We start from the raw sequence: 23352 nt of genomic DNA on the forward strand, positions 1-23352 counted from the left end.
CTGGTCGCTGGCCGTGGAGTGGGCGTGGGTGGTCTCGGCGAACTCGACGGTCAAGCCGTCGGGACCGCCGAGCGACGTTCCCCGGTGCACCATGGAGGGCACCTGACTTTTCGAGAGTTGGCCGAGGGCAGACACGTTCTCCCTGACTAGGTGCAACCGAAACGGCCCGGTCGGGTCGGAAACGGTCGTTGGCTTCAGGGTCGCAACGGTCACGTCGGCTCCGGACAGATTGTTCTTGTGTGGTTCACGCCATATTAGAAGCAACATGGACGAACATCAAGTATGTTAAAATAAACACAAAATTGTTTGAATGGTGGGGTTTGCCACCACGACGCGCCTCTCCGCGCCGTCCCCGATCCAGGAGGACTCATGTCCGAGATGCTTCCCGACCGCCGACGGCGGAAGATCCTCGACCGGGTGCGTGCGGCCGGTGCCGTGCGGGTGGCCGACCTAGCCGCCGAACTGAGCGTGTCCGACATGACGGTGCGCCGCGACCTGGACCGGCTGGCCCGTGACGGCGAACTGCAGAAGGTCCACGGCGGGGCCAAGCTGCCCGCGGGGTCCTCCGCCGTCGAGCCCGGCTTTATGCACAAGTCCGAGCTGCAGCTGCCAGAGAAGGCGGCGATCGCGGCGGCCGCGGAGTCGATGGTGGAGCCGGGGATGTCAGTCTCGCTGAACTCGGGGACCACGACCTACGCCCTGGCCCGTGCCCTGCGCCGGATTCCCGAGATCACGGTGGTGACCAACTCTCCGCGTATCGCCGATGCGCTCCAGGACGCGCCGGCCACGGGGCAGACCGTGGTGCTGCTGGGCGGCGTACGGACCCCCTCCGACGCGCTGGTGGGTCCGCTGGCCACGACCGCACTGCTCACGATGCATGTGGACGTGTGCTTCATGGGCGTCCACGGGATCAGCGAGCGGGAGGGTCTGACCACCCCCAACATGATGGAGGCCGAGATCAACCGCCTCTTCCTGCAGCGCTGCGACCGCAGCGTGGTGCTGGCCGACTCCACCAAGTGGGGCCTGGTCGGCCTCTACCGCATCGCCGACCTGGACGGGGTCGACACCGTCGTGATGGACGACGGTGTCGACCCCGCGGCCCGCGAAATCCTGAGTCAATACGTTCCCGATCTGCGACTGGAGCCCGTCCGATGACCTCTCCCGCCCCCGCCGAGCGCGCCACCGCACCGCTGATCGCGCACCGCACCCACCACCTCGCCGACGGCCGGGAGGCCGTATTCTTCTCCGACCGCGGCACCCCGCCGGTGGAGCAGGTTACCGACCGCCGGCCCCTGGATGCCCGCTCCGGGCACGGCGAGGTGCGCTTCGACCGCCTGACCGGGGAGTGGGTGGCCGTGGCCGCCCACCGCCAGACCCGCACCTACCTGCCCCCGGTCGACCAGTGCCCGCTGTGCCCGAGCACGGGCGGGCGGGAATCCGAGATCCCCACCGAGGACTTCGACGTCGTCGTCTTCGAGAACCGCTTCCCCTCCCTGGGTCCGCAGCTGGGGGTGCTGCCGGACCCGCAGGACGCGGGGGAGCGGTCCCTGTGGGGTGTCCCGTCCCCGGCCGTGGGGCGGTGCGAGGTGGTGGTTTTCACACCCGAGCACCAGGGCTCCTTCGCGTCCCTGCCCTTCGAACGGGCGCGCACCGTGGTGGAGGCCTGGGCCCAGCGCACCGAGGCGCTCTCGGCAATGGTCGGGATCCGCCAGGTCTTCCCCTTCGAGAACCGTGGGGAGCAGATCGGGGTGACCCTGCACCACCCGCACGGGCAGATCTACGCCTATCCCTATCCGGCTCCGCATGCCGCCCGGCTGGCCGCCCGCTCCCGCGCGCACCTGGCCGCCACGGGCCGGGCCCTGATGGGCGAGATCCTCGCCGACGAGGCCGCGGCGGGGGACCGCATGGTGATCGAGGGCGAGCACTTCTCCGCCTACGTCCCCTACGCCGCGCGCTGGCCCCTGGAGATCCATCTGGTCCCGCACCGCCAGGTCCCGGACCTGGCTGCCCTCACCGGGGCCGAGCGCGATGAGCTGACGGTCCTCTACCGCGATCTGGTGCAACGGGTGGACCGGCTCTACGACACGCCGACCCCCTACATCGCCGCCTGGCACCAGACCCCCGTGAACGCGGCCGACCGCGAGGCCGGGTGGCTGCACCTGCAGCTGACCAGCCCGCGCCGGGCCGAGGACAAACTGAAGTTCCTCGCCGGTTCCGAGGCCGCCATGGGCGCGTTCATCAACGACGTCACCGCCGAACAGACCGCCGCACGCCTGAGGGGGACTGCACGATGACCGATGAGCAGATCGATCACCACGAACACATCCGGGCCGAGGAGCACGCCCGCCGCTTCACCGAGGTGTACGGCCACGCCCCGGACGGGGTGTGGCGGGCCCCCGGGAGGGTGAACCTCATTGGGGAGCACACCGACTACAACGACGGGTTCGTGCTCCCCTTCGCCATCGACCGCACGGCGATGGTCGCCGTGCGGCTGCGCCGGGCCGCGGAGCCTGATCACGAGACGGTGGAGTTGGCCTCCACCTACGCCCCCGAGGGGGAGCGGCTCTCCCGCGCACGGTTCACGGTCCCCGGGCTCACACCAGGCGCCGTCGGTGACTGGGGCGCCTACCCCGCCGGGGTGGTGCACGCCCTGGGCACCCTGGACGGGGTGGAAGTCCCCGGCTTCGAGCTGCTGCTGGACTCCACCGTGCCGGTCGGGGCGGGGCTGTCCTCCTCCCACGCGGTGGAGGTCGCCACGATCGTGGCGCTCAACGACCTGCTGGGCCTGGGCCTCGACGCCCCGGCCATGGCGCGGCTGACCCAGCGGGCCGAGAACGAGTTCGTCGGCGCGCCCACCGGGATCATGGACCAGTCGGCCTCGCTGATGGGCCGGGCCGGCTCCGCCCTGTTCCTGGACTGCCGCTCCCTGGAGTCCGAGCTCGTGCCCCTGCCGGTGGCCGAGCACGGGCTGCGAGTCCTGGTGATCGACACGAAGGTCGCCCACTCCCACGCCGATGGCGGCTACGCCGCCCGCCGTACCGCCTGTGAGCGCGCCGCCGCCGCCCTCGGGGTGGCCTCCCTGCGCGACATCCCCGCCGACGCCGACCTGGCCGCCCTGGACCAGGAAGTGGCCCGTCGGGTGCGGCACGTGCTCTCCGAGAACCGCCGGGTCCTGCAGGCGGTACAGCTCCTGCGCGACGGCGACGTGGCCGGGGTCGGGGGCCTGCTCACGGCCTCCCACGCCTCCCTGCGCGAGGACTACGAGGTCTCCTGCCCCGAGCTGAACCTCGCCGTCGACACGGCCCTGGCCGCCGGAGCACTCGGGGCCCGGATGACCGGGGGAGGCTTCGGCGGCTCCGCCATCGCCCTCGTCCCCGCGGACCGGGAGGAGCAGGTCCGCAACGCCGTCCTGCGCGGCTTCGGCAGCCTGAAGACCCCCGACATCTTCACGGTCCTCCCGGCGGACGGCGCGCAGCGGCTGTGATCTGGTTGGTGACCGGCGGCGCCGGTACATCGGGTCCCACGTCCTCAGGGCGTTCGACGACGCCGGCATCGCCGTCGTGGCCCTCGACTCGCTCGTCAGCGGCCACCGCGCGTTCGTGCCCGGCCCGATCCCGTTCGTCCACGCCGACGTCCTGGACACCGGCACCGTGACGCAAGCGCTTCGCGACCACGACGTCAGCGGTGTCGTGCACCTGGCCGGGTACAAGTATGCCGGGGAGTCCGTCAGGAACCCGTTGCTGATCTACGAGCAGAACGTCACGGGGACCGCTCACCTGCTCACCGCCATGGAGAGGGTCGGGGTGCGGAACATGGTCTTCTCCTCGTCGGCCGCCGTGTACGGCAGGCCCCGGGCCGGCCTCGTCACGGAGGGCACTCCCACTCTCCCGGAGTCGCCCTGCGGGGAGAGCAAGCTCATCGGGGAGTGGCTGATCCGTGACCAGAGACGGGCCCGGGGGTTGCGTCACACCTCGCTGCGGTACTTCAACGTAGTCAGTTCCGGGACGCTGGAGCTCCACGACACCAGTCCCCACAACCTCTTCCCCCTCGTCCTGACCGCACTGGCCGAGGGCCGCCGACCGAAGATCTTCGCCACGGACTACGACACCCCAGACGGCACCTGCGTCCGCAACTACGTCCACGTCGGCGATCTCGCCGCAGCACACGTGGCCGCGGGCCGGGCTCTCGAGTCGGCCGCACCCTGGAGCCGGTCTACAACCTCGGCTCCGGGACGGGTGTCTCCGTGCGGGAGATCATGGAGACCACCGCCCGCATCACCGGCATCGACTTCACGCCCGAGTTGTGCGACCGCCGCCCCGGCGACCCGGCCCGGATCGTCGCCGACGGAACACTGGCCGCCCGCGACCTCGACTGGAGGATGCGCCACACGCTCGAGAACATGGTCGCCGGCGCCCGCGCCGCGCACCGGTAGATCGCCCACATTGCCTATGACAGTCCGAACTCTGCGAAGCCACCGTCCTGCACTTCCCACAGGACCGATCTGCACTTCTGCCCGTTGGCGCGTTGCCAGACCTCATCAGGTCAACGGCTGCATTGATGATCCTCTCCGCGTTTACTCTGCGCGTCATCGTAATGGTTGGAGGCCTGAAGAAACCTGGCCATGCGGTTGAATCCCTGGGCAGCCGTGCAGGCATCGGCGGTGTCTGCGGTGGAAGATCGTCCCTCATTTTTTGCGGTCAATGGCGGGAATGCTCAGACATTATTCTTCTCAGGAACCAGTCTGAACGTTGACGTTTCAGCTTTTTCCTCATTAAGTCGAACGATGCGGCTAGACATGTATCTCCTTTGGCTTCTAATTCAATGCTATTAGCGGTGCCTAACAGATTCTAGGAGAGACTCATGACATCGTTCATGCTGGTTGCTGGCGGCTACACGGCGGTTGTCGACACCTTTTCAGCTACGCTTTGTTCGCTCGAGTACGAAGGCAGACCTCTCATAGTCGCCCATACTCCGGGCGTCGCCAATGTAGACTACAGAGGCGTCGTGTGTGCCCCCTGGCCGAACAGATTGGCTGACGGCCAGTACCGGTTCGGCGGTCGGCATTATCAGGTTCCTGTCAATGAGCCCGAAAAAGGGACAGCGTTGCACGGACTCGGGGTCTTCCGGGACTGGGAGGTCTTGTCCAACAGTAAGAGTGAAGTCGTACTCGCTTTGCGACTGGGCTCGGACGCAGGGTATCCCTTTTCCGTACGGGTGGAAGCCCGATACATGGTAAGTCGGGACGGCTTGCACGCCGAGATTCGCGGCGTTAATGAGGGGCAGACGGCAGCACCATATGGTTCTTGTCCACACCCATACCTGGTGGCTGGGTCTGGGTGCGTCAATGATTGGACGCTCGAACTGGAAGCGGATCATTACTTGAGCGTCTCTTCTCAGCGTATGCTCCCGACGGCGCTTACCCCCACCGCCGAAGGGCCTTTCGACTTCCGCTCCGGGCGCGGCATCGAACAGATGCCCATCGACAATGCCTTTACTGGCGTGGCCGTCTCGTCGCGCGGAAGATGTATCGCCCGCCTCACGGCGTGCGACGGTCACGGAGCACTGCTCAGCTGGGACCCTCGCGCCAAGTGGGTGCAGATCTACACCGGGGACCACCTCCGGGACAACCCACGTGGCGGTTTGGCTGTCGAACCGATGGACTGCCCGCCAGACGCTTTCAACTCCGGCGAAGACTTGGTCGTCCTCGACCCCGGGGTTGAGCACTCACTGTCCTGGGCGCTGGAGGCTTTCTAGTGTCCTGGTCCGACCGAAGACAGAATAGGTGCCGAGTGGGATCCTCGCCGCGCTTGAAGGCTGCGGGGCGTGGATCCTGACCCAGCAACCGCAACGTGATCCATGCCGCGTGTGCACACGGTGTGCTTCCGTCCTACTCGGCCGATTCGCCGGGCATCCCACCTGCCCTGTGCTGACAGAGACGAGACCACGCATTCCGGTCTCCTCCTGCTCGAGTCGGAGTAAGTTGCCTATCGCACACGCAGTCCGACGACGAAGGAGTGCGTCGCGGGCCACAGCTGGTGCTGTGGGAGCACGTCCGGTCCGCAGGCCCGCGAGCCGATGCCGTGCTGGGCGGCGTCGAGGTAGAGGTGGACGCGTTCGCTCAGGGGCAGCTCGTGCGGGTGGGCGGCGGCTGCCAGTTCCTGGGCGGTGTGCCGGGAGGCTGTGAACCCAGGGCGTCCGACCTGCCCGCCGCCGAGTTGGTTAAAGGACTGCAGCTCAAGGTTGGGCCCCTCGCCGCCGGACAGGTGCAACCAGCGTACGTTGGGGCGGTGTCCCGTCTCCTGCGGCCGGGCGTAGCGCACTGCGAGCTTGTCGATGGTGCGCTCGTGCACGGCGACGAGTGCCGCCACGGCCACGTCGGCGTAGGACTCCTCGGGCCCAGGGCCGAACCACCGGGCGTGGTCGAGGGTCCCGGGCAGGCCCAGTCGCACGCCGACCCGGGGCCAGGTCCCTTCCCAGGGTCCACGCGGGGCGATGTCGACACGCATGACGAGCACGTCGCCGTCCGCCAGGTACGTCAGGTTCGTCTCGATGCCCATGGATGTTGCGGCGGCGCCGCTGCGGATGCGCACGATGAGTCGGTCGTCGAGGACCTGGACCTCGTGGGTTCGGTGGACCAGCCGATCCAAACCGCGCCGCGTCCAGCGCTCGGCGGAGGACGGTCCGGGCACGCCGAGGCCGCCGGTCTCCTCGGGCGAGGCCTCCTCGAGGCTGCCCTGACCCGAGCCGCGGTCGTTGTCGGTCGGCGCCCGCCACAGCTCGGGCGTCGGCCCGTCGACCGCCATCCCGCCGAGCCGGGTGAGCCGCCCGGTGCGCGCGTCGAAGCGGGCTGGGCCGAGAGTGATCTCCCCGCCGGCCTGCCGGGGTGCGGTGCTGCCCGTGGCGGGCGGTGCCGCCGGGCGGGGCGAACGCCACGTGAACCGGGAAGCGGTGAGATCGACCTGACAAGCACTGATCACGTGTCCGGCCGGCCCCCACGCCGCGGGGCGGGCCAGCGCTGCGACGAGCCGCAGCCAGACCTCGCTTCCCTGGCCGCCCACCCGGGAAAGTGCCGTCCTGACCGGGCCGGGCAGGACGATGTGTGCGGTGGAGCCCGCTGATACCGGCGGGACGTCGAGGTTGTCTGAGGCCATTGTCTCGCCGTCGACCTCGACCGCCCACCGGAAGGTGAGGTCGGTGGTGTCTGCAGTGTGCCGGTCGTTCGTCACGAGGACGGCGTCCGCGTCGCCCGTCAGCGTGAGACGGACAGGGGCGACGACGGCGGCGTACTCGGCCAGACCGGGGGAGGGCGTGCCGTCGGAGAGGATCATCCCGTCGGTGATGAAGTTGCCGTCGTGGATGACCTCCCCGAAGTCGCCGCCGTAGGCGTAGAACGGGGTGCCGTTCCCGGTGGTGGTCAGCAGGCCGTGGTCGCGCCACTCCCACACGAATCCGCCGTGGACGCGGGGGTAGGCGCGGATGCGCTCGTCGTACTCAGCGATCGCGCCCGGCCCGTTGCCCATGGCGTGGATGTACTCGCACATGACGAAGGGACGACGTCGCAGCCGCGCCCCCTGCGCGGGACTGCACGCCATGAGCCGCCCGTGCTCCCCACCGATGGCGTCGATCTCCTCCAGGGCGGGGTACATGCGCGAGTAGACGTCGGTGTACTCCCCGGTCTGGTCGCCCTCGTAGTGCACGGGGCGGCCCGGGTCGCGGCGGTGCACCCAGGCAGACATGGCGGCGAGGTTCTGCCCGGTGCCGGCCTCGTTCCCCAGCGACCACATGACGATGCTGGGGTGATTCTTGTCCCGCTCGACGGTGCGGGCGATCCGGTCGAGGTAGGCGTGGCGCCAGCGAGGGTCGTCGCTGGGGTTCTCCCGCCAGCCGACCTCCTCGAAGCCGTGGGTCTCGAGGTCACACTCGTCCATCACCCAGAAGCCGAGCTCGTCGGCGAGATCGAGCACGCCCGGGTGCGGCGGGTAGTGGCTCGTGCGGATCGCGTTGACGTTGTACCGCTTCATCAACTCCAGGTCGGCCCGGGCGTGCTCCGGGTCGAAGACCCGACCCCTCGTGGCCTCAATCTCGTGGCGGTTGACACCGCGAAAGATCACCTGGCGGCCGTTGACCAGGAACTGGTCGCCGACGATGCGCACAGTCCGGAAGCCGGTGCGTACGGTGACCGTCTCCCCACGGGCGGCGAGGACGACTTCGTAGCGGCGGGGTACCTCGGCGCTCCAGGGCTCCACGTCACCGACGGGGATCGGGGCGACGTCGGCCGGGCCGTCCCACCGGTGCTCAATCCCGAGGTCGGGGACGGTGACAGCGACAGGGAACGCCTCGGGTGCGGCGGCGAGCTCAAGGTCCAACGCGCCGTGGCCCGTCACATGATCGTAGTCGGCACGCACCCAGACATCGTCGATCCCCCCGGCGGGGCGGGCGAGGAGCATGACGTCGCGAAAGATCCCGGGCAACCACCACTGGTCCTGGTCCTCCAGGTAGGAGGCGTCGGACCACTGGTGGACCCGGACGGCGAGCTGGTTCTCGCCCGGTTGTAGATGAGCGGTGATGTCGAACTCGTGGACGAGACGGCTGCCCTTGCCCACGCCGACCTCTGTGCCGTTGACCCACAGTCGGTACGCCGACTCCACCCCGTCCAGGCGCAGCAGGATCCGTTCAGCGCCCGACCAGGCGCCGTCGCCCGGGAGCGTAAAGGTGCGCCGGTAGTCTCCGGTCGGGTTCTCGTCGGGCACGAACGGTGGGTCGATGGGGAAGGGGTAGTTGACGTTGGTGTAGATCGGGCGGCCGTACCCGCCGTCGCCCTGGAGGACCCAGTGGCCGGGTACCGCGATAGTGTCCCAGGCGGCGTCGTCGCCCTCCCAAGGCTCAGTTCCCGGGTCGGCGACGGGCGAGAGCCGGAAGCGCCATGTTCCGGTGAGGTCGAGCACGGGGGCGTCCGAGTCGAGCCGGGAGCGCGGAGAGAGCGCGCCGTGGCCCGGGGAGTGGTCGGTGAGGTAGGTCGGGGCAGGCATGGGTCTCTGTTCCTTCTCAGGGCGGTGGGCGCGCGTGCGTTCTGGGATGGGCGACGACGGGGGACGGATTCACTACTCCTTGACGGCGCCGGCCGTCATGCCGCCGCGCCAGAAGCGCTGGAGGACGATCATCGCGACGAGCAGCGGGATGATCGAGAGCAGCACCCCGCCGGTGGTGAGCTCGTAGAACTCCGGGAGTCGCTGAGTCTGGCTGTTCCAGTTGCTCAGGCCGAGGGTGATCGGGTAAAGCTCGTCGTCGGAGAGCATCACCAGGGGCAGGAAGTAGTTGTTCCAGATGCCGACGAGCTGGAAGAGGAACACCGTGACCATGGCCGGGACCATGGTCCGCAGGCCGATGGTGTGGAAGATGCGCATCTCTCCTGCCCCGTCGAGGCGGGCCGCCTCCATGAGCGAGTCCGGAACGGTGGATTGGGCGAAGATCCGGCACAGGAAGATGCCGAACGGCGAGACGAGGGAGGGCAGCAGGACGCTCCAGTACGTGTTGGCGAGGCCGAGCTCGCTGAAGAGCAGGAACAGCGGCAAGGCCGTCGCGGTGCCGGGCACGAGGACCCCACCGAGGATGAGTCCGAAGATCGCCTCGCGTCCGCGGAAGCGGTACTTCGCCAGGGCGTAGCCGCCGGCGGCTGCGAAGTAGGTGGCGATGAGTCCGCCGACTCCTGCATAGAGCAGGCTATTGGTGAACCACCGCACGAAGATCCCACCGTCGTAGGTGAGAACCTGGGTGAGGTTTCCCCACAGGTTGAAGGTCGGCGCGAGCAGGAATCCGTGCGTGGCGAAGAGATCCTCGGTGCTCTTCGTCGCCGCGACCACGACCCAGTAGACGGGCACGAGGAAATAGAGGGCGACGACCGTGAGAAGGCCGGTGACGACGATGGTCGAGGCGGCGCCGCGGCCTGCCCCGCGGCGCCTGGCGCGAGGGGCGCCGGAGACGTTGGCCCGGTCGCGGCCGGTGACCGGTGTGCCAGTGGTAGTGGCCGAGAGGTCAGTCATCATTGCTCCTACGGTTGCTGAAGTACAGGAAGGCATAGGACAGCACGAACGCTGCGACCGCGATCGTCACGGCCTGGGCGGCGGCGACGTTGTAGTCGTTGTAGTTGAAGGCCGAGTTGTAGGCGGCGAGGTTGGGGGTGTACTCGCTGCCGACCGCCGGAGAAACGGTCTGTAGGATCTGCGGTTCGGCGAAGAGCTGGAGGGTGCCGATGATGGAGAAGATGGTGGTCAGCATCAGCGCCGGTCGAATGAGGGGAACCTGGATCGCCCGGGCGATGCGCCACGGGCCCGCGCCGTCGACGCGCGCGGCCTCATAGATCTCATCGGGGATGGCCTTGAGCTGGGCGATGATGATGAGCATGTTATAACCCGTGTAGGCCCAGGTGACGATGTTCGCGATGGACCACAGGACGACGTTCGGCCCGAGGAAGTCGAGTTCGATGCCGACGAGGGCGGCGACGTCAATGAACGGGCTGAGACCCGGAACGTAGAGGAAGGACCAGAGTACTGACGCGATCACCCCGGGCACGCCGTAGGGCATGAAGTACGCCGCCCGGAAGAACTGGGGCCACCGCGCCGAGGTGGACTCCAGCAGCAAGGCCAGCACGGTCGCCGCGAGGATCATCATCGTCACCTGTACGACACCGAAGAGGAGCATCCGACCGATCGATGCGAGGAATTCGGTGCCCGCGAAAGCCTGGACGTAGTTGGACAGACCGGCGAAGACGGTGCTCGTGCCCTGCTCGCCGAAGAGCCCTGCGCGATCCACCCTCGTGAAGCTCTGGACCACCGCGTAGGCGATGGGTGCGACGAACGTCAGGAGGAAGAGGAGCAGGAAGGGGCCGATGAGGATCCACGGTGCCCGACGTTGTGTGTTCATGCCGTCCTCACATTCAGACCTTTGTTCTTGAGCATCCGCACGGCCGCGTCCTGCGCGGCGCGGCAGGAGTCGACCAGCGGCACGCCGTCGGTGAGCTTTGACCGGAACCCGTCGGACAGGACGTTGAAGACCTGCTGGGCCGTGGGGGCCCAGCTCCAGTTCGGGTTCTGCTGCTGGGCCGCCGGCACGAAGACCTCGGTGTTGTAGTTCTGTCCACCGAAGAACTCCGACTGCTGAAGCCTCGGGGTGCCGATGTAGTCAGAGACGGGCGACCAGCCGATGCCGCAGTGGAGGATCTGGGCGTCGATCGCCTCCGGGTCAGTGGTCATCCACATGGCGAAGTCGGTCGCCTCCTGCGGATGCCGGGAGCTCGACATCGTCGCAACCGTCGAGCCGCCCAGCTGCGCGGAGCCGAAACCGCCGGTCCAGCGGGGCATCGGGGCTACTCGCCACAATCCCTCCGTGCCGCCGACGCCCTTGATGAGCTCGTCGGCCCAGGACGCGGAGGTGATGGCCCCGAGCTGTCCGGTCCCGGCTGCGGCGAACCAGCCGGGGGAGAACGGGCTGATCGAGACGTTGACGAGGTTCTCGTCAATGGCCCGGTCGAAGAAAGCGGCGACTTCAAGCGTCGCGTCGTCTGTCATGTCGATGACCCACGAGTCGCCATCGATTTGGAACCAGTTGGCACCGGCCTGCATGGCGTAGGCACAGAAGTAGCCACCGTCCGCGATGGGGAAGCACTCTAGGTATCGGTCGGCGGCGCGGTACTCGCGGGCCACGGCCGCCCAGTCTTCCCACGTCGCGGGCGGCTCGGCGCCGATTGCCTCCATGACGTCGGTCCGGTAGAAAAACGCGGTGGGCCCGGAGTCCTGCGGCAGCCCGTACACGCCGCCGTTGAACGTCACTTGGTTGAGAACTGAAGCCTCGAATCGATCGGTCACGGCGTCGGCGCCGTACTGGGTCATATCGACTAGGCCGTCCACCATCATGAAGGCCGATGCCTGCCGGAGCTCGACATGTGCGAGGTCGGGACCGCCGCCGGAGGCAAGCGCGGAAAACAGCTTTTGGTAGCCGCCCTGGTTGCCGCTCTTGATCCACACGGTCTCCACCTGGACGTGAGGATTCTTGGCGTTCCAGATATCGGTGACCTTGTCGAGACCCTTCAGCCAAGACCAGTAGGTCAGGCGTACAGGCTCGCCGGCCGCAGCGTCGGGTGAGGTGCGGCCGCAGGCGCCGAGCGCCAGGCTGGCGCCCACACCGAGACCTCCCCTAAGAACGGTGCGTCTTGAGAGCTCCATGCGAGTCTCCTTGCCCTGTAAAGTGAATCGATCCAGACCGAACATTTTCGAACATGGTGTTGCGGATCAAACTAACATAAACCATCAACGATCCACCAGACTCTGACAGTCTTCGCTTGTTGGCGGCCCATCTTCGAATTGCCTGAGCGCTTGGGGGGTGGGATTCTGAGATATGGCAAACCATCCTGCGGCCCCGCTGCCAATGGGGGATGGCGGCGGCGAAAAGCTGACCCGGTTGGTGCACCCCACCTTTGTGCGGGGGGTCTGGCCCAGCGGGCGCACATCGTGCTGCTGACCGTCCAGGGTGTCTCCAACACCGAGATCGCCGAAAGGGTGGGGCCACCGGCAATACGGTGATTGCCTGGCGGGCCTGCTACGGGTAGGCCGATATCGCCGGGCTGGCCGACCACGACCGGTCGGGCCGGCCCCGGCGGATCGACCACCGCGCGAATGTCACCGCCACGCTCAGAGTGCCGCCGAAGAAGTTCAGCGTCGCCCCTGGCCCTCGCACATGCTCGCGGGGCGGTTGGGTATCGACCACAACACCGTGGCCAATATCCGGCAAGAGTATGGGGTGGCCCCGTGGCGGGCGGGCATCTTCAAGTTCTCCACCGATCCCGAGCTGGTGGCCAAGGTCGTCGACGTGGTCGGTTTCTACCTGGCCCCACCCGAGAACGCGGTGGTGCTATCCCTGGACGAAAACCAACACATCCAGGCCCTTGAGCGCACGGCACCAGGTTCGCCGATGCAGCCCGGCCGGCGACGCGCATCCACGGCTACAACCGGCACGGGACCTCCACCCTGTTTGCGGCCCTGGAGATCGCCACCAGCCACGTCACCGCGGCGTGCAAGCCTGGGCACCAGCGCCAGGAGTTCCTGGCCTTCCTCAAGCAGGTTGTCCGAGCCTACCCCCAGGGAATCTGCACCTGGTGATGGACAACTACGCCGCGCACAAGGCCCCCGAGGTAAGAGCCTGGCTGGCGGAGAACCCTCGGTTCCAGATGCGCTTCACGCCGAACTCGGCCTCGTGGTCGAACTTGGTTGATGTGCCAACATCGCATTTGCCCAGTATTCGTCCGTCGTCGACATGAGGCGTGGTTCGGGCTCATCGAACGCCAGGCCCTGCATCGGGCCGACGTCGTTTCGGTGCCCGAGCTGAACAAGCGGATCCGGGCCTTCGTCACCGGCTGGAACGATCGCTGCCACCCGTGCGTGTGGACCAGAACCAGCACCGAGATCCTGAAAAAGCCAGCCGCCCAACCATTTAGAAGATGGACCATTAACAAAGTGTACTGACCGGACACGTTGATCGACGTCGCGGCTTGTCTTTGAGCGTGCTCGAACCCCTAGCGTGCAGGTCATGACGAATGACCGGGCCCTGGCAGATGCCCTGCGACTCGCCGTTGATCCGCCCGGTGGCGTGAACGTCGACGCGCTTAGAGAACTCACCCGAGCCGATTCCGAAGAGGACTGGGGCATTGCTGCGGCCGCCGAGCACTTAGGCGTCAGCCCTCACACCCTGCGCTACTACGAGCGCATCGGCCTGGTGGTCATCCCTAGGGACCACGCGGGGCATCGCCGGTTCGACGCCCCGACCGTACGGCGCCTCGTTTTCCTGACCCGGATGCGCGCATCAGGCATGTCCATCGCCGACCTGCGTCGATACATCGACCTCGTCAACGCCGGCGCAGACACAATTCCAGACCGACTCGACCTCCTCCTTGAGCACCGCGACACCCTGCGTTCCCAGATCACCCAACTCCAACTCGCCCTCGCCGCGACCGAGTACAAGCTCGCCGCCTACCAGGAAGGCCCCCAGCCATGACGACCCCCAGCACGACATCAACTCCGATGAGAACCTTGCTCGCCGCCAGCACGGCCAAGACGTCCTCTCGCGCATCGACGGCCACCAGGGCGAAGCCGTTATCGATTCCCTCGCTGACATCAGCCCCGCCCTGGGGCACCACGTCGCGGCTTTCGCCTTCGGTGACATTTACGACCGGCCCGGGCTCGACCCGCGCAGCCGTCAGCTCGTCACTATCGGGGCCTTGACCGCGCTGGGTGGCTGCGAGCCGCAACTGCGGGTCCACATGGGCGCCGCACTGAACGTCGGCCTCACAGAAGAGGAGATCGTCGAAGCCCTGCTCCACAGCTCGGTCTACGCCGGCTTCCCTCGCGCACTCAACGCGACGTTCGTCGCCAGGGAGGTATTCGCTTCGCGACGGGCCAACGCCTGACGACGAATCAGAACGGGCAGGAGGGCCGTCGGCTCATCTGGCGGCCCTCCTGTCGAGCACGCACAAGGACTTCCATGTCACACGCCAACGCAGCTCTCACACCCCGACACCGGCTCAAGGTGGCCCGGCTCGTCGTCGTCGACGGGCGGCCGATCAGTGAGGTCGCCGCCCGCTTCCAGGTGTCGTGGCCAACGGTGAAGCGGTGGGCCGACCGCTACCGGGCCGGGGAGTCCATGCACGACCGGTCGTCGCGCCCGAGGACGTCGCCGAACAAGACGCCGAAGCCTGTCAAGAAGCGATGCGTCAGCCTGCGAATCCGAATGCGGGAAGGGCCAGTTCAGCTCGCAGCCCGCCTCGGCGTCGCCGCGTCCAGCGTGCACCGCATCCTCACCACCGCACGCCTCAACCGGTCGGCCTACATCGACCGCGCCACTGGTGAGTCGATCAGGCGCTACGAGCACCCCCAGCCCGGCTCCTTGCCGCACGTGGACGTGAAGAAGCTCGGGAACATCCCCGACGGCGGTGGATGGCGCTACGTCGGCCGACGCCAAGAAAAACGCAATCGTGCGGCGACCCCTGGGAAGCCGAAGACCAAGTGGCGCAACCCGAAGCTCGGTTACGTGTTCGTCCACACCGTCATCGACGACCACTCCCGCGTCGCGTACACCGAGGTCCACGATGACGAGACCGCCGTCACTGCCGTCGTCGTCGTGCACCGAGCCGTCCATTGGTTCGGCAAACACGGCGTCACCATCGAACGGGTGCTGTCGGACAACGGAGGCGCCTACCGATCGCACCTGTGGCGTGACACCTGGGAGGCCTTGTCGATCACCCCGAAGCGGACGCGGCCGTGCCGACCACAGACCAACGGCAAGGTGGAGCGCTTCCACCGCACCATGGCCGACGGGTGGCCTACGCCCGTTGCTACACCAGCGAGCGAGAACGCCGCGACGCACTGTCCGACTGGCGCCACCAGTACAACCAGCACCGTCCGCACACGGCCTGCGGGAACCAGCCGCCGTTCTCGCATTTGATCAACGTCCTCGGTCAGTACACCTGGATCTCCGCTCCGGCACAAGCCGGTGGTGCACAGCCCCGTGGGTTCCCGGACCCACGGGGCGGTGTCATCTCACGGCAGTAGCAGGAGCTTCCCCTGCGTGCCGCGGGATTCGAGGTCGTGGTGCGCGGTGGCGGCGTCGTCGAGCGGGTACGTGGCGCCCACCCGGACCTCGAGGCCCCCGGAGGTCACGGCCTCCATGAGCTCGCCCCAGCGCCACGTGCGCTCGTCCCGGTCCCGCGTGTAGTAAGCCAGGGACGGGCGGGTCACGTAGAGCGCCCCGGAGCTGTTGAGCCGCTGCAGGTCCAGCGGGGGCACCTGGCCGGAGGAGCCCCCGAAGAGTACGGTGGTCCCGCGCACGCGGGTGGCCGCGAGGGATTCGTCGAAGGTCGTACGGCCCACAGAGTCATAGACCACGTCCGCGCCCAGGCCGTCCGTGAGCTCGCGCACACGCTCGGCGAAGCCCTCGTAGCCGAGCACGTGGTCCGCGCCGAGGCGCTTGGCCGTCGCGGCCTTATCCGGAGTGGAGGTCAGCGCGATCACGGTGGCGCCGATGCGCTTGAGCAGCTGGATGGCCAGCCCGCCCACACCGCCGGAGGCCGCCGTGACCACGGCGGTCTGCCCGGGCTGCACAGGGAACGTGGACCGCACCAGGTAGTGCGCCGTGAGTCCCTGCAGGGGCAGCGCACCGGCGGTCTGAGGGTCCATGCCGTCCGGCACGGGTAGCGCCTTGTCCTCCTCCACCGTGAAGAACTGCGCGTACGTGCGGGTGGCCTCGGAGGTTGCCACGCGCTGACCGGTCCGCACGGTGGTGACCTCTGAGCCCACAGCCACGACCTCGCCGGTGCCCTCTGAGCCTGCCGTGAACGGGAAGTCCACGGGGTACACGCCGGAGCGCTGGTAGGTCTCGATGAAGTTCACACCGGTGGCCTCGGTCCGCACGAGGACCTCCCGGGGGCCGGGCTCGGGGACGGGCACCTCGGCCGGGCGCAGCACCTCCGGGCCACCGGGCTCGTGCGCGACGATCGCCTGCATCGTGGTCTCGCTCACTGTCAGTTCCTCCTCGCAGCGGGGTGCCGTGCTCGCAGAGGGGCACGACGGCGTCCCCGTCAGTCTCGCGCTACGGCACCTCCCGGCACAAGGCAGTGCACGTCGGGGCGGGCGGTCACCCGCGCAGAGATTTGGAACGCGTTATGCATAAATATTGAATGGAGTGCATAGGAATACGGTATGGTGGAGCCCATGACCTACACCGCTGCAGTCTCAGGCGCCACCGGCTACGCAGGGGGAGAAGTGCTCCGTCTGCTGTGCGGGCACCCGGACATCGAGATCGCCACCGTGGCGGCCCACTCCTCCGCCGGGCAGAAGCTCGGGGCGCTCCAGCCGCACCTGCACGCGCTCGCGGACAGAGACGTCGTCGAGTCCACCGCGCAGAACCTCACGGGCCACGACGTCGTATTCCTGGCCCTGCCCCACGGTCAGTCCGCGGCGCTGGCCGAGCAGCTGCCCGCAGGCACGGTCGTGATCGACGCCGGGGCGGACCACCGGCTCGAGTCCGCCGAAGCGTGGGGAGCGTTCTACGGCTCAGACCACGCCGGCACGTGGCCCTACGGGCTGCCCGAGCTGCTCGTGGACCCGAACGGCCGCAAGCAGCGAGAGAACCTGCCCGGCGCCACCCGGATCGCCGTCCCTGGCTGCTACCCCACGGGATCGCTGCTCGCGCTGGCACCCGCGCTGGCGGCGGGACTGGTGTCTCCCCAGGACATCGTGATCGTGTCCGCGTCCGGGACCTCGGGCGCGGGCAAGGCCCTGAAACCTCACCTGCTCGGTGCCGAGACGATGGGGGGGATGTCCCCGTACGGCGTCGGCGGCGGGCATCGGCACACCCCGGAGATCGAACAGGGGCTGGGATGGGCGGCAGGCGAGGGCGTGCGGATCTCATTCACCCCCACCCTGGCCCCCATGCCCCGCGGCATCCTCACCACGGCCACCGCCGCGCTGCGCCCGGGCACGACCGAGGAAGCTGTGCGGGAAGCCTACCGCGCCGCGTACGACGGCGAGCCGTTCGTCCACCTGTTGCCCGAGGGGCAGTGGCCCACCACCAAGTCGGTGCAGGCCTCGAACCACGTGGCGCTGCAGCTAGCCGTGGACCCGCACGCCGGGCGGCTCGTGGTGAGCGCGGCCATCGACAACCTGACCAAGGGGACGGCGGGGGCCGCCGTGCAGTCCCTCAACCTGGCCCTCGGCCTCCCCGAGACCTCGGGCCTCGCCGCGCAGGGCGTGGCACCGTGAATCCCGGGTCCCCGCTCGACCGCCCGTCCGAACCAGGAGCTGCGATGTCCTCGCACAACCCCATTCCCGACGTCCCCGTGAGCACCGACTCCGGCGTGTGCGCCGCGGCCGGTTTCAGCGCCGCTGGCGTGGTGGCCGGCTTCAAGAAGTCGGGTGGCCGTGACCTCGCCTTGGTGGTCAACACCGGGCCCGACGACGCCGCGGCCGCCCAATTCACCAGCAATCGCGTGGCCGCCGCCCCCGTCCACTGGTCCCGCGAGGTGATCCGGCAGGGCCGTGCCCGCGCGGTGGTGCTCAACTCGGGCGGGGCGAACGCGTGCACCGGCCCGCAGGGTTTCCAGAACACCCACGAGACCGCCGAGCTGGTGGGTGAGCAGCTGGGCATCGGTGCAGGGGACGTTCTGGTGTGCTCCACCGGGCTGATCGGGGAACAGCTGCCGATGGACGTCGTGCGCGGCGGGGTCCCGGCCGTCGTGGCCGCGCTCGCACCCGGGCAGCGTGCCGCGGCGGAGGCCGCGGAGGCCATCATGACCACGGACACCGTCCCCAAGCAGGCCTGCGTGAGCGGCTCAGGGTGGAGCGTGGGCGGCATGGCCAAGGGGGCGGGCATGCTCGCACCGGGGCTTGCCACCATGCTCGTGGTCCTCACGACCGACGCCGTCCTGAGCGCGGAGGAGCTCTCGCTCGCCCTGAAGGAGGCGTGCCGTGTCACGTTCAACCGCGCGGACTCGGACGGGTGCATGTCCACCAACGACACCGTGGTCCTGATGTCATCCGGCGCCTCGGCGCAGCGCCCGGACCAGGGGGAGTTCACGCACGCACTGACCGCGGTGTGCCACAGCCTCGCGCAGCAGCTGATCACGGACGCGGAGGGTGCCTCCCACGACATCGCGATCACCACGGTGGGCGCGGCCACGGAGACCGAGGCGGAGGACGTCTCCCGCACGGTGGCCCGCTCCAACCTGTTCAAGACAGCGGTGTTCGGTAACGACCCCAACTGGGGGCGTGTGCTCTCGGCGGTGGGCACCACGGACGCCCAGTTCGACCCCGACCGGATCGACGTCACCATCAACGGCGTGACGGTGTGCCGCAACGGCGCGATCGGTGATCCGCGCGAGGGCGTGGACCTCGCGGCGTTGCGCGCTGTGGACGTCCTCATTGACCTCAAGGCCGGGGACGCGAGCGCGACCGTGTGGACCAACGACCTCACCCATGACTATGTCGAGGAGAACAGCGCCTACTCCAGCTAGCGCGCCCACCATGTCACGACTCAGCGATAACACCAGGTACGAGACGGCCCGCTCGAAGGCGGAGACCCTCATGGAGGCCCTGCCGTGGATCCAGCGCTACGCGGGATCCACCATGGTCTTCAAGTACGGCGGCAACGCCATGATCAACGACGACCTGCGGCGCGCCTTCGCGGAGGACATGGTTTTCCTGCGCCACGTGGGCATCCGCCCGGTCGTGGTCCACGGCGGCGGCCCGCAGATCAGCGCGATGCTCGAGTCCCTGAACATCCCGTCCGAGTTCAAGGACGGTCTGCGCGTGACCACGCCCGAGGCCATGTCGGTCATCCGCATGGTCCTCACCGGGCAGGTGGGGCGGGAACTCGTGGGCCTGATCAACGCCCACGGCCCGTACGCGGTGGGCATGTCCGGCGAGGACGCGGGGCTGCTGCAGGCGCGCCGCGTGCGCACCGGGTCCGACGGCGCGCCCCTGGACCTCGGTCTCGTGGGTACCGTCACGCGCGTCAACACGGTCGCGGTCGAGCAGCTGCTGGACATCGGTAAGATCCCGGTCATCGCCTCGATCGCCCCGGAGCTCGCGGATTCGAACGACGATGCCGCGGGGCGGGGTGCGCTCACGGGGCAAGTCCTCAACGTCAATGCGGACACGGCGGCCGCCGAGGTGGCCGTGGCCCTGGGCGCGGAGAAGTTCGTGGCCCTCACGGACGTCGAGGGGCTCTACGCGGACTGGCCGGATCGCTCGTCGCTGATCTCGTCCCTATCCGCGGCGGAACTGCGTGAGATGCTGCCGGAGCTCGAATCGGGGATGATCCCCAAGATGCGGGCGGCTCTGCGAGCGGTGGACGGCGGTGTGCCGCGCGCGAGCATCGTGGACGGGCGCACGGAGCACTCGTCCCTGTTGGAGATCTTCACGGACACGGGTATCGGCACAGAGGTCACACCGGACGGAGTTGAGCACTCATGAGCAACCAGGACGAACTGCTGGGGGAGTACAAGGAACACCTTCTGGGAGTGTTCGGGGATCCATCACTCGTGCTCGTGTCGGGCGAGGGCGTGCACGTCACCGATGCCAACGGCAAGCGGTACCTCGACCTGCTCGCGGGGATCGCGGTGAACGCCCTGGGCCACGCGCACCCCGCGTGGGTGCGGGCGGTCTCGGAGCAAGCGGGAACCCTTGCGCACATCTCCAACCTGTTCACGTCCCCGGGCAGTATCCACCTGGCCGAGAAACTGCTCAAGGTCACTGGGGCGCCCGAGGGCTCCCACGTGTTCTTTGCGAACTCGGGCTCGGAGGCGAACGAGGCCGCGTTCAAGCTCGCGCGCCGCCACGGCCGCGCGCACCCGGACGCGCAGGGTCGGCCCCGGACGCGTGTGCTCGCACTCGAGAACTCGTTCCACGGCCGGACCATGGGATCCCTGTCACTTACGGCCAAGGCGGCCTACCGCGAACCGTTCGAACCGCTGCCCGCCGGGGTCACCCACATCCCGGCCACGGCGGAGGCCCTCGAGCGCGAACTCGACGACACCGTGAGTGCGGTGATCGTGGAACCCGTCCAGGGCGAGGCCGGCGTGCACGGGCTACCCGAGGGGTTCCTGGCACTGGCCCGCAGGCTCACGCGGGAGCGCGGTGCACTGCTGATCGTGGACGAGGTGCAGTCCGGGATGGGCCGCACCGGCGCGTGGCTCGCCGCCACCGCCCAGCTGCCCCGGGGTGAGTTCCCGGATGCTGTGACGTTCGCCAAGGGGCTCGGTGGCGGGTTCCCCGTGGGGGCCATGCTCACGGCGGGACCGGAGGTCTCGGCCCTATTGGGAGCGGGTCAGCACGGCACCACGTTCGGGGGCAACCCCCTGGCGATGGCCGCGGGACTCGCAACTGTCACGACCCTCGAGAACGAGAACCTGCTCGTCAACGCCCGGGACGTGGGAGCCCACCTCGCGCAGCGGCTGCGGGAGGTCCCCGGGGTGGGGGAGGTCCGCCAGTACGGTCTGTTGGTCGGCGTGGACCTCGTCACGGAGAACACCGAGGACGCGGAGAACGCCGGGACCTCCGGGGACCCCATGGCCCAGCGCGTCGTCGCCGCCGCGCGCGAGGCGGGATTCATCCTCAACGCCACCGGACCCACCACGCTGCGTCTGGCGCCGCCTCTCATCATCACCGCGGAGCAGGCGGACACGTTCGTCGAGGCCCTGCCGCATGTGCTCGAGACCGTCCGCGCCCGCTGAGCCCCGGACAGCATCACACCCGAAGGAGAATCCCCCGTGCCCCGTCACTTCCTGGTCGACACCGATCTCACCCCCGAGGAACAGTCCGGGGTCCTGGACCTTGCTGCCGCGCTCAAGGCGGACCGGTTCTCCCGCCGCCCGCTCGCGGGTCCACAGACCGTGGGGATCATCTTCGACAAGACCTCCACCCGCACCCGCGTCTCGTTCGCGGCCGGGGTGAGCGACCTGGGCGGCAACCCGCTGATCATCAACCCGGGGGAGTCCCAGCTGGGTCACAAGGAAACCGTCGCGGACAGCGCCCGCGTGCTCTCCCGGATGCTCGCGGCGATCGTGTGGCGCACGTACGCGCAGTCCGGGCTCGAGGAGATGGCCGAGTTCAGCGACGTCCCGGTGATCAACGCCCTGTCCGACGACTACCACCCGTGCCAGATCCTCGCGGACCTGCTGACGCTGCGCGAGGAGTTCGGGGACGTGGCCGGGCGCACCCTGGTTTACCTGGGGGACGCCGCCAACAACATGGCGAACTCCTACCTGCTCGGCTGCGCCACGGCCGGCATGCACGTGCGCGTGGCCGGACCGGAAGGCTACCTGCCGCGCGAGGACGTCGTCGCCGCGGCCCGCGAACGCGCCGAGCTCACCGGCGGCTCGGTGCTCGTGACCACGGACGCGAGAGAGGCGCTGAAGGACGCGGACGCCGTCGTCACCGACACGTGGGTGTCCATGGGCCAGGAGAGCGAGAAAACCGAGCGCGCGCAGATCTTCACGCCGTACTCCGTGACCTCCGAGGCCATGGCGCACGCGGCCGACGACGCCGTGTTCCTGCACTGCCTGCCCGCCTACCGCGGCTTCGAGGTCGCCGCGGACGTGATCGACGGCCCCGCGTCCCGGGTGTGGGACGAGGCCGAGAACCGGGTGCACGCGCAGAAGGCCCTGCTCACGTTCCTGCTGGATTCCTCGGGACTGGCCGCGGACCTGCCCGCCGCCCTGCGCCGGGAGGAGGCACGGTGAGCATCCCCACGACCAAGACGGCGCGCCAGGCCCGGATCCTCGAACTTGTGACCGGAGGAGACGTCCACTCGCAGGCCGAACTGGCCGAACTGCTCGCGGCGGACGGCATCCAGGTGACCCAGGCGACCCTGTCCCGGGACCTTGTGGAACTCGAGGCGGTGCGCGTGCGCTCCGCGAGCGGGGGCATGGTCTACGCGGTTCCCCAGGCGGGGGTGGACCGGTCCCCGACCAGCGGCGTCAGCCGCGAGAGCACCGACGCCAAGCTCGCCGCACTGTGCCGCGAGCTGCTCGTGACGGCCGAGGGCAGCGCCAACCTCGTGATCCTGCGCACCCCGCCCGGGGCCGCGCAGTACTTCGCCTCGGCGATCGACCACTCGCTGCTCCCCGAGGTGCTCGGCACCATTGCCGGGGACGACACCATCATGGTGGTCAGCCGGGATCCCCAGGGCGGGGAGCAGCTCGCGCGGAAGTTCCTGGACCTCGCCCGCTGAGCGCGCCCACCAGGCACGCGGACGCCGCCGCCCGCGCGCCGTCCGCGCCCGTGCCACCTCCCGGCGGTGGGCCCCCAGCCCCTGGAAGAGCAGGTGCCGTCCGCCCGGTTCAGGCCTCGCGCGTCTCGTAGCTCTCCAGCAGCGGCAGCAGGTGCTCCTGGCCGAAGACGCGGGCCACGTCCTGTGCGTGCTGGTGACCCGTGGCCTGGCCCGCCCCCGCCTCGAGCAGCGCGCGGGCAATGGGCTCGTTGCCGCGGAACACCGCACAGACCAGGGCAGTGAAGCCCATGTCGCTCACGCGCTCGGTGTCCGCGCCGCGGGCGAGCAGCATGGCCACCGTCTCCTCGCGCTCCAGGTACGCCGCCAGGTTCAGCAGGGTGTCCCCCTTGCTGTTCGTGAGGTTGACCGGCACCCCGGCGTCGAGCGCAGAGCTCAGCAGCTGGGTGTCGCCGTTGCGGGCGGCGTCGAACAGGGATGAGACGTAGGCCAGCTCCGCCTCGGTGAATTGGGGGCTCTGCGCGTTTCTGTGCTGGTCGGTCACGGGGGATCCTCCTGTGCGGGGGCCACGGCCCGTGGCCC

18 protein-coding genes and 2 pseudogenes are annotated in these 23352 nt (G+C 68.7%); 14 read left to right on the forward strand and 6 right to left on the reverse strand.

Features of this window, described 5'->3' with window-relative positions:
- Nucleotides 1-369 precede the first annotated feature (369 nt).
- The 5 genes and pseudogenes from B3I25_RS12195 (at nt 370) to B3I25_RS12215 (ending at nt 5754) form a co-directional block, all read left to right on the forward strand.
- Nucleotides 370-1155, forward strand: coding sequence for a DeoR/GlpR family DNA-binding transcription regulator (locus B3I25_RS12195; RefSeq protein WP_052239393.1), 786 nt, complete (start codon nt 370-372; stop codon nt 1153-1155).
- Nucleotides 1152-2294: a galactose-1-phosphate uridylyltransferase gene (galT, locus tag B3I25_RS12200; RefSeq protein WP_064845934.1), complete on the forward strand. Its 1143-nt coding sequence runs from the start codon at nt 1152-1154 to the stop codon at nt 2292-2294. The genes B3I25_RS12195 and galT overlap by 4 nt, the downstream gene beginning before the upstream one ends.
- Nucleotides 2291-3484 (forward strand): galactokinase, encoded by a 1194-nt coding sequence (gene galK, locus B3I25_RS12205; RefSeq protein WP_039102264.1) that lies wholly within the window; start codon nt 2291-2293, stop codon nt 3482-3484. Before galT ends, galK begins: the two co-directional genes overlap by 4 nt.
- Nucleotides 3481-4432: pseudogene (galE, locus tag B3I25_RS12210) on the forward strand (UDP-glucose 4-epimerase GalE). Before galK ends, galE begins: the two are co-directional and overlap by 4 nt.
- A 428-nt stretch (nt 4433-4860) precedes the next feature.
- A complete protein-coding gene (locus tag B3I25_RS12215; RefSeq protein WP_064845933.1) occupies nt 4861-5754 on the forward strand; it encodes an aldose 1-epimerase family protein in 894 nt (297 codons plus the stop codon).
- 230 nt (nt 5755-5984) lie between these two features.
- Here the strand turns inward: B3I25_RS12215 and B3I25_RS12220 are convergent, their stop codons facing one another.
- The 4 genes from B3I25_RS12220 to B3I25_RS12235 form a co-directional block, all read right to left on the reverse strand.
- Nucleotides 5985-9029, reverse strand: coding sequence for a glycoside hydrolase family 2 TIM barrel-domain containing protein (locus tag B3I25_RS12220; RefSeq protein ID WP_064845932.1), 3045 nt, complete (start codon nt 9027-9029; stop codon nt 5985-5987).
- A 72-nt stretch (nt 9030-9101) separates the two neighbouring features.
- Complete coding sequence (locus B3I25_RS12225; RefSeq protein ID WP_064845931.1) at nt 9102-10040, reverse strand: carbohydrate ABC transporter permease; 939 nt, start codon at nt 10038-10040, stop codon at nt 9102-9104.
- Entirely contained in the window at nt 10033-10920 is an 888-nt protein-coding gene (locus B3I25_RS12230) for a carbohydrate ABC transporter permease (protein ID WP_064845930.1), read from the reverse strand. Before B3I25_RS12230 ends, B3I25_RS12225 begins: the two co-directional genes overlap by 8 nt.
- Complete coding sequence (locus B3I25_RS12235) at nt 10917-12218, reverse strand: ABC transporter substrate-binding protein (RefSeq protein ID WP_039102269.1); 1302 nt, start codon at nt 12216-12218, stop codon at nt 10917-10919. Before B3I25_RS12235 ends, B3I25_RS12230 begins: the two co-directional genes overlap by 4 nt.
- Before the next feature lie 1360 nt (nt 12219-13578).
- Between B3I25_RS12235 and B3I25_RS12240 the strand changes: the two genes are divergently transcribed.
- The 3 genes and pseudogenes from B3I25_RS12240 (at nt 13579) to B3I25_RS12250 (ending at nt 15596) form a co-directional block, all read left to right on the forward strand.
- Nucleotides 13579-14043 carry a MerR family transcriptional regulator gene (locus tag B3I25_RS12240; RefSeq protein ID WP_064845984.1) on the forward strand — a complete coding sequence of 155 codons (465 nt, stop codon included), beginning with the start codon at nt 13579-13581 and terminating at the stop codon, nt 14041-14043.
- Nucleotides 13940-14455 carry a carboxymuconolactone decarboxylase family protein gene (locus B3I25_RS12245; RefSeq protein ID WP_156523385.1) on the forward strand — a complete coding sequence of 172 codons (516 nt, stop codon included), beginning with the start codon at nt 13940-13942 and terminating at the stop codon, nt 14453-14455. Before B3I25_RS12240 ends, B3I25_RS12245 begins: the two co-directional genes overlap by 104 nt.
- Before the next feature lie 74 nt (nt 14456-14529).
- A pseudogene (locus tag B3I25_RS12250) lies at nt 14530-15596 on the forward strand (IS481 family transposase).
- Here the strand turns inward: B3I25_RS12250 and B3I25_RS12255 are convergent.
- Nucleotides 15585-16547, reverse strand: coding sequence for a quinone oxidoreductase family protein (locus tag B3I25_RS12255; protein WP_064845982.1), 963 nt, complete (start codon nt 16545-16547; stop codon nt 15585-15587). The pseudogene B3I25_RS12250 and the gene B3I25_RS12255 overlap by 12 nt on opposite strands.
- Before the next feature lie 207 nt (nt 16548-16754).
- On the opposite strand from B3I25_RS12255, the gene argC reads away from it, so the two are divergent.
- From argC to B3I25_RS12285, 6 genes are read left to right on the forward strand one after another with little or no spacing between them, the layout of a single operon-like run.
- Nucleotides 16755-17804: an N-acetyl-gamma-glutamyl-phosphate reductase gene (argC, locus tag B3I25_RS12260; protein WP_064845981.1), complete on the forward strand. Its 1050-nt coding sequence runs from the start codon at nt 16755-16757 to the stop codon at nt 17802-17804.
- Nucleotides 17805-17848: 44 nt separating this feature from the next.
- Nucleotides 17849-19054 carry a bifunctional glutamate N-acetyltransferase/amino-acid acetyltransferase ArgJ gene (gene argJ / locus B3I25_RS12265; protein ID WP_286739446.1) on the forward strand — a complete coding sequence of 402 codons (1206 nt, stop codon included), beginning with the start codon at nt 17849-17851 and terminating at the stop codon, nt 19052-19054.
- Between the two features lie 10 nt (nt 19055-19064).
- The gene (gene argB, locus B3I25_RS12270; RefSeq protein ID WP_098055826.1) at nt 19065-20015 is read left to right on the forward strand and encodes an acetylglutamate kinase; all 951 of its coding nucleotides are present in this window, start codon (nt 19065-19067) and stop codon (nt 20013-20015) included.
- The gene (locus B3I25_RS12275) at nt 20012-21274 is read left to right on the forward strand and encodes an acetylornithine transaminase (RefSeq protein WP_286739447.1); all 1263 of its coding nucleotides are present in this window, start codon (nt 20012-20014) and stop codon (nt 21272-21274) included. The genes argB and B3I25_RS12275 overlap by 4 nt, the downstream gene beginning before the upstream one ends.
- A 36-nt stretch (nt 21275-21310) precedes the next feature.
- Nucleotides 21311-22282 (forward strand): ornithine carbamoyltransferase, encoded by a 972-nt coding sequence (gene argF / locus B3I25_RS12280; protein WP_193519661.1) that lies wholly within the window; start codon nt 21311-21313, stop codon nt 22280-22282.
- On the forward strand, nt 22279-22773 hold the full coding sequence (locus B3I25_RS12285; RefSeq protein ID WP_206399255.1) for an arginine repressor: 495 nt from the start codon (nt 22279-22281) through the stop codon (nt 22771-22773). The genes argF and B3I25_RS12285 overlap by 4 nt, the downstream gene beginning before the upstream one ends.
- A 109-nt stretch (nt 22774-22882) precedes the next feature.
- Here B3I25_RS12285 and B3I25_RS12290 read toward each other — a convergent pair whose 3' ends face one another.
- Nucleotides 22883-23314, reverse strand: coding sequence for an ankyrin repeat domain-containing protein (locus B3I25_RS12290; RefSeq protein WP_064845924.1), 432 nt, complete (start codon nt 23312-23314; stop codon nt 22883-22885).
- Nucleotides 23315-23352: the final 38 nt, after the last annotated feature.

Origin of the sequence: Kocuria sp. UBA1838 (assembly GCF_002338785.1) — a bacterium.
Taxonomy (GTDB): domain Bacteria; phylum Actinomycetota; class Actinomycetes; order Actinomycetales; family Micrococcaceae; genus Kocuria; species Kocuria marina.

What these genes read in the sequence shown, in the direction of transcription:
- argB (WP_098055826.1), top strand. Translation starts at nt 19,065, where the DNA reads ATGTCACGACTCAGCGATAACACCAGGTACGAGACGGCCCGCTCGAAG.
- B3I25_RS12275 (WP_286739447.1), top strand. Translation starts at nt 20,012, where the DNA reads ATGAGCAACCAGGACGAACTGCTGGGGGAGTACAAGGAACACCTTCTG.
- B3I25_RS12255 (WP_064845982.1), bottom strand. Translation starts at nt 16,547, where the DNA reads ATGCAGGCGATCGTCGCGCACGAGCCCGGTGGCCCGGAGGTGCTGCGC.
- B3I25_RS12235 (WP_039102269.1), bottom strand. Translation starts at nt 12,218, where the DNA reads ATGGAGCTCTCAAGACGCACCGTTCTTAGGGGAGGTCTCGGTGTGGGC.
- B3I25_RS12230 (WP_064845930.1), bottom strand. Translation starts at nt 10,920, where the DNA reads ATGAACACACAACGTCGGGCACCGTGGATCCTCATCGGCCCCTTCCTG.
- B3I25_RS12215 (WP_064845933.1), top strand. Translation starts at nt 4,861, where the DNA reads ATGACATCGTTCATGCTGGTTGCTGGCGGCTACACGGCGGTTGTCGAC.
- B3I25_RS12195 (WP_052239393.1), top strand. Translation starts at nt 370, where the DNA reads ATGTCCGAGATGCTTCCCGACCGCCGACGGCGGAAGATCCTCGACCGG.
- B3I25_RS12225 (WP_064845931.1), bottom strand. Translation starts at nt 10,040, where the DNA reads ATGACTGACCTCTCGGCCACTACCACTGGCACACCGGTCACCGGCCGC.
- argC (WP_064845981.1), top strand. Translation starts at nt 16,755, where the DNA reads ATGACCTACACCGCTGCAGTCTCAGGCGCCACCGGCTACGCAGGGGGA.
- galK (WP_039102264.1), top strand. Translation starts at nt 2,291, where the DNA reads ATGACCGATGAGCAGATCGATCACCACGAACACATCCGGGCCGAGGAG.
- argJ (WP_286739446.1), top strand. Translation starts at nt 17,849, where the DNA reads ATGTCCTCGCACAACCCCATTCCCGACGTCCCCGTGAGCACCGACTCC.
- galT (WP_064845934.1), top strand. Translation starts at nt 1,152, where the DNA reads ATGACCTCTCCCGCCCCCGCCGAGCGCGCCACCGCACCGCTGATCGCG.
- B3I25_RS12220 (WP_064845932.1), bottom strand. Translation starts at nt 9,029, where the DNA reads ATGCCTGCCCCGACCTACCTCACCGACCACTCCCCGGGCCACGGCGCG.
- B3I25_RS12240 (WP_064845984.1), top strand. Translation starts at nt 13,579, where the DNA reads ATGACGAATGACCGGGCCCTGGCAGATGCCCTGCGACTCGCCGTTGAT.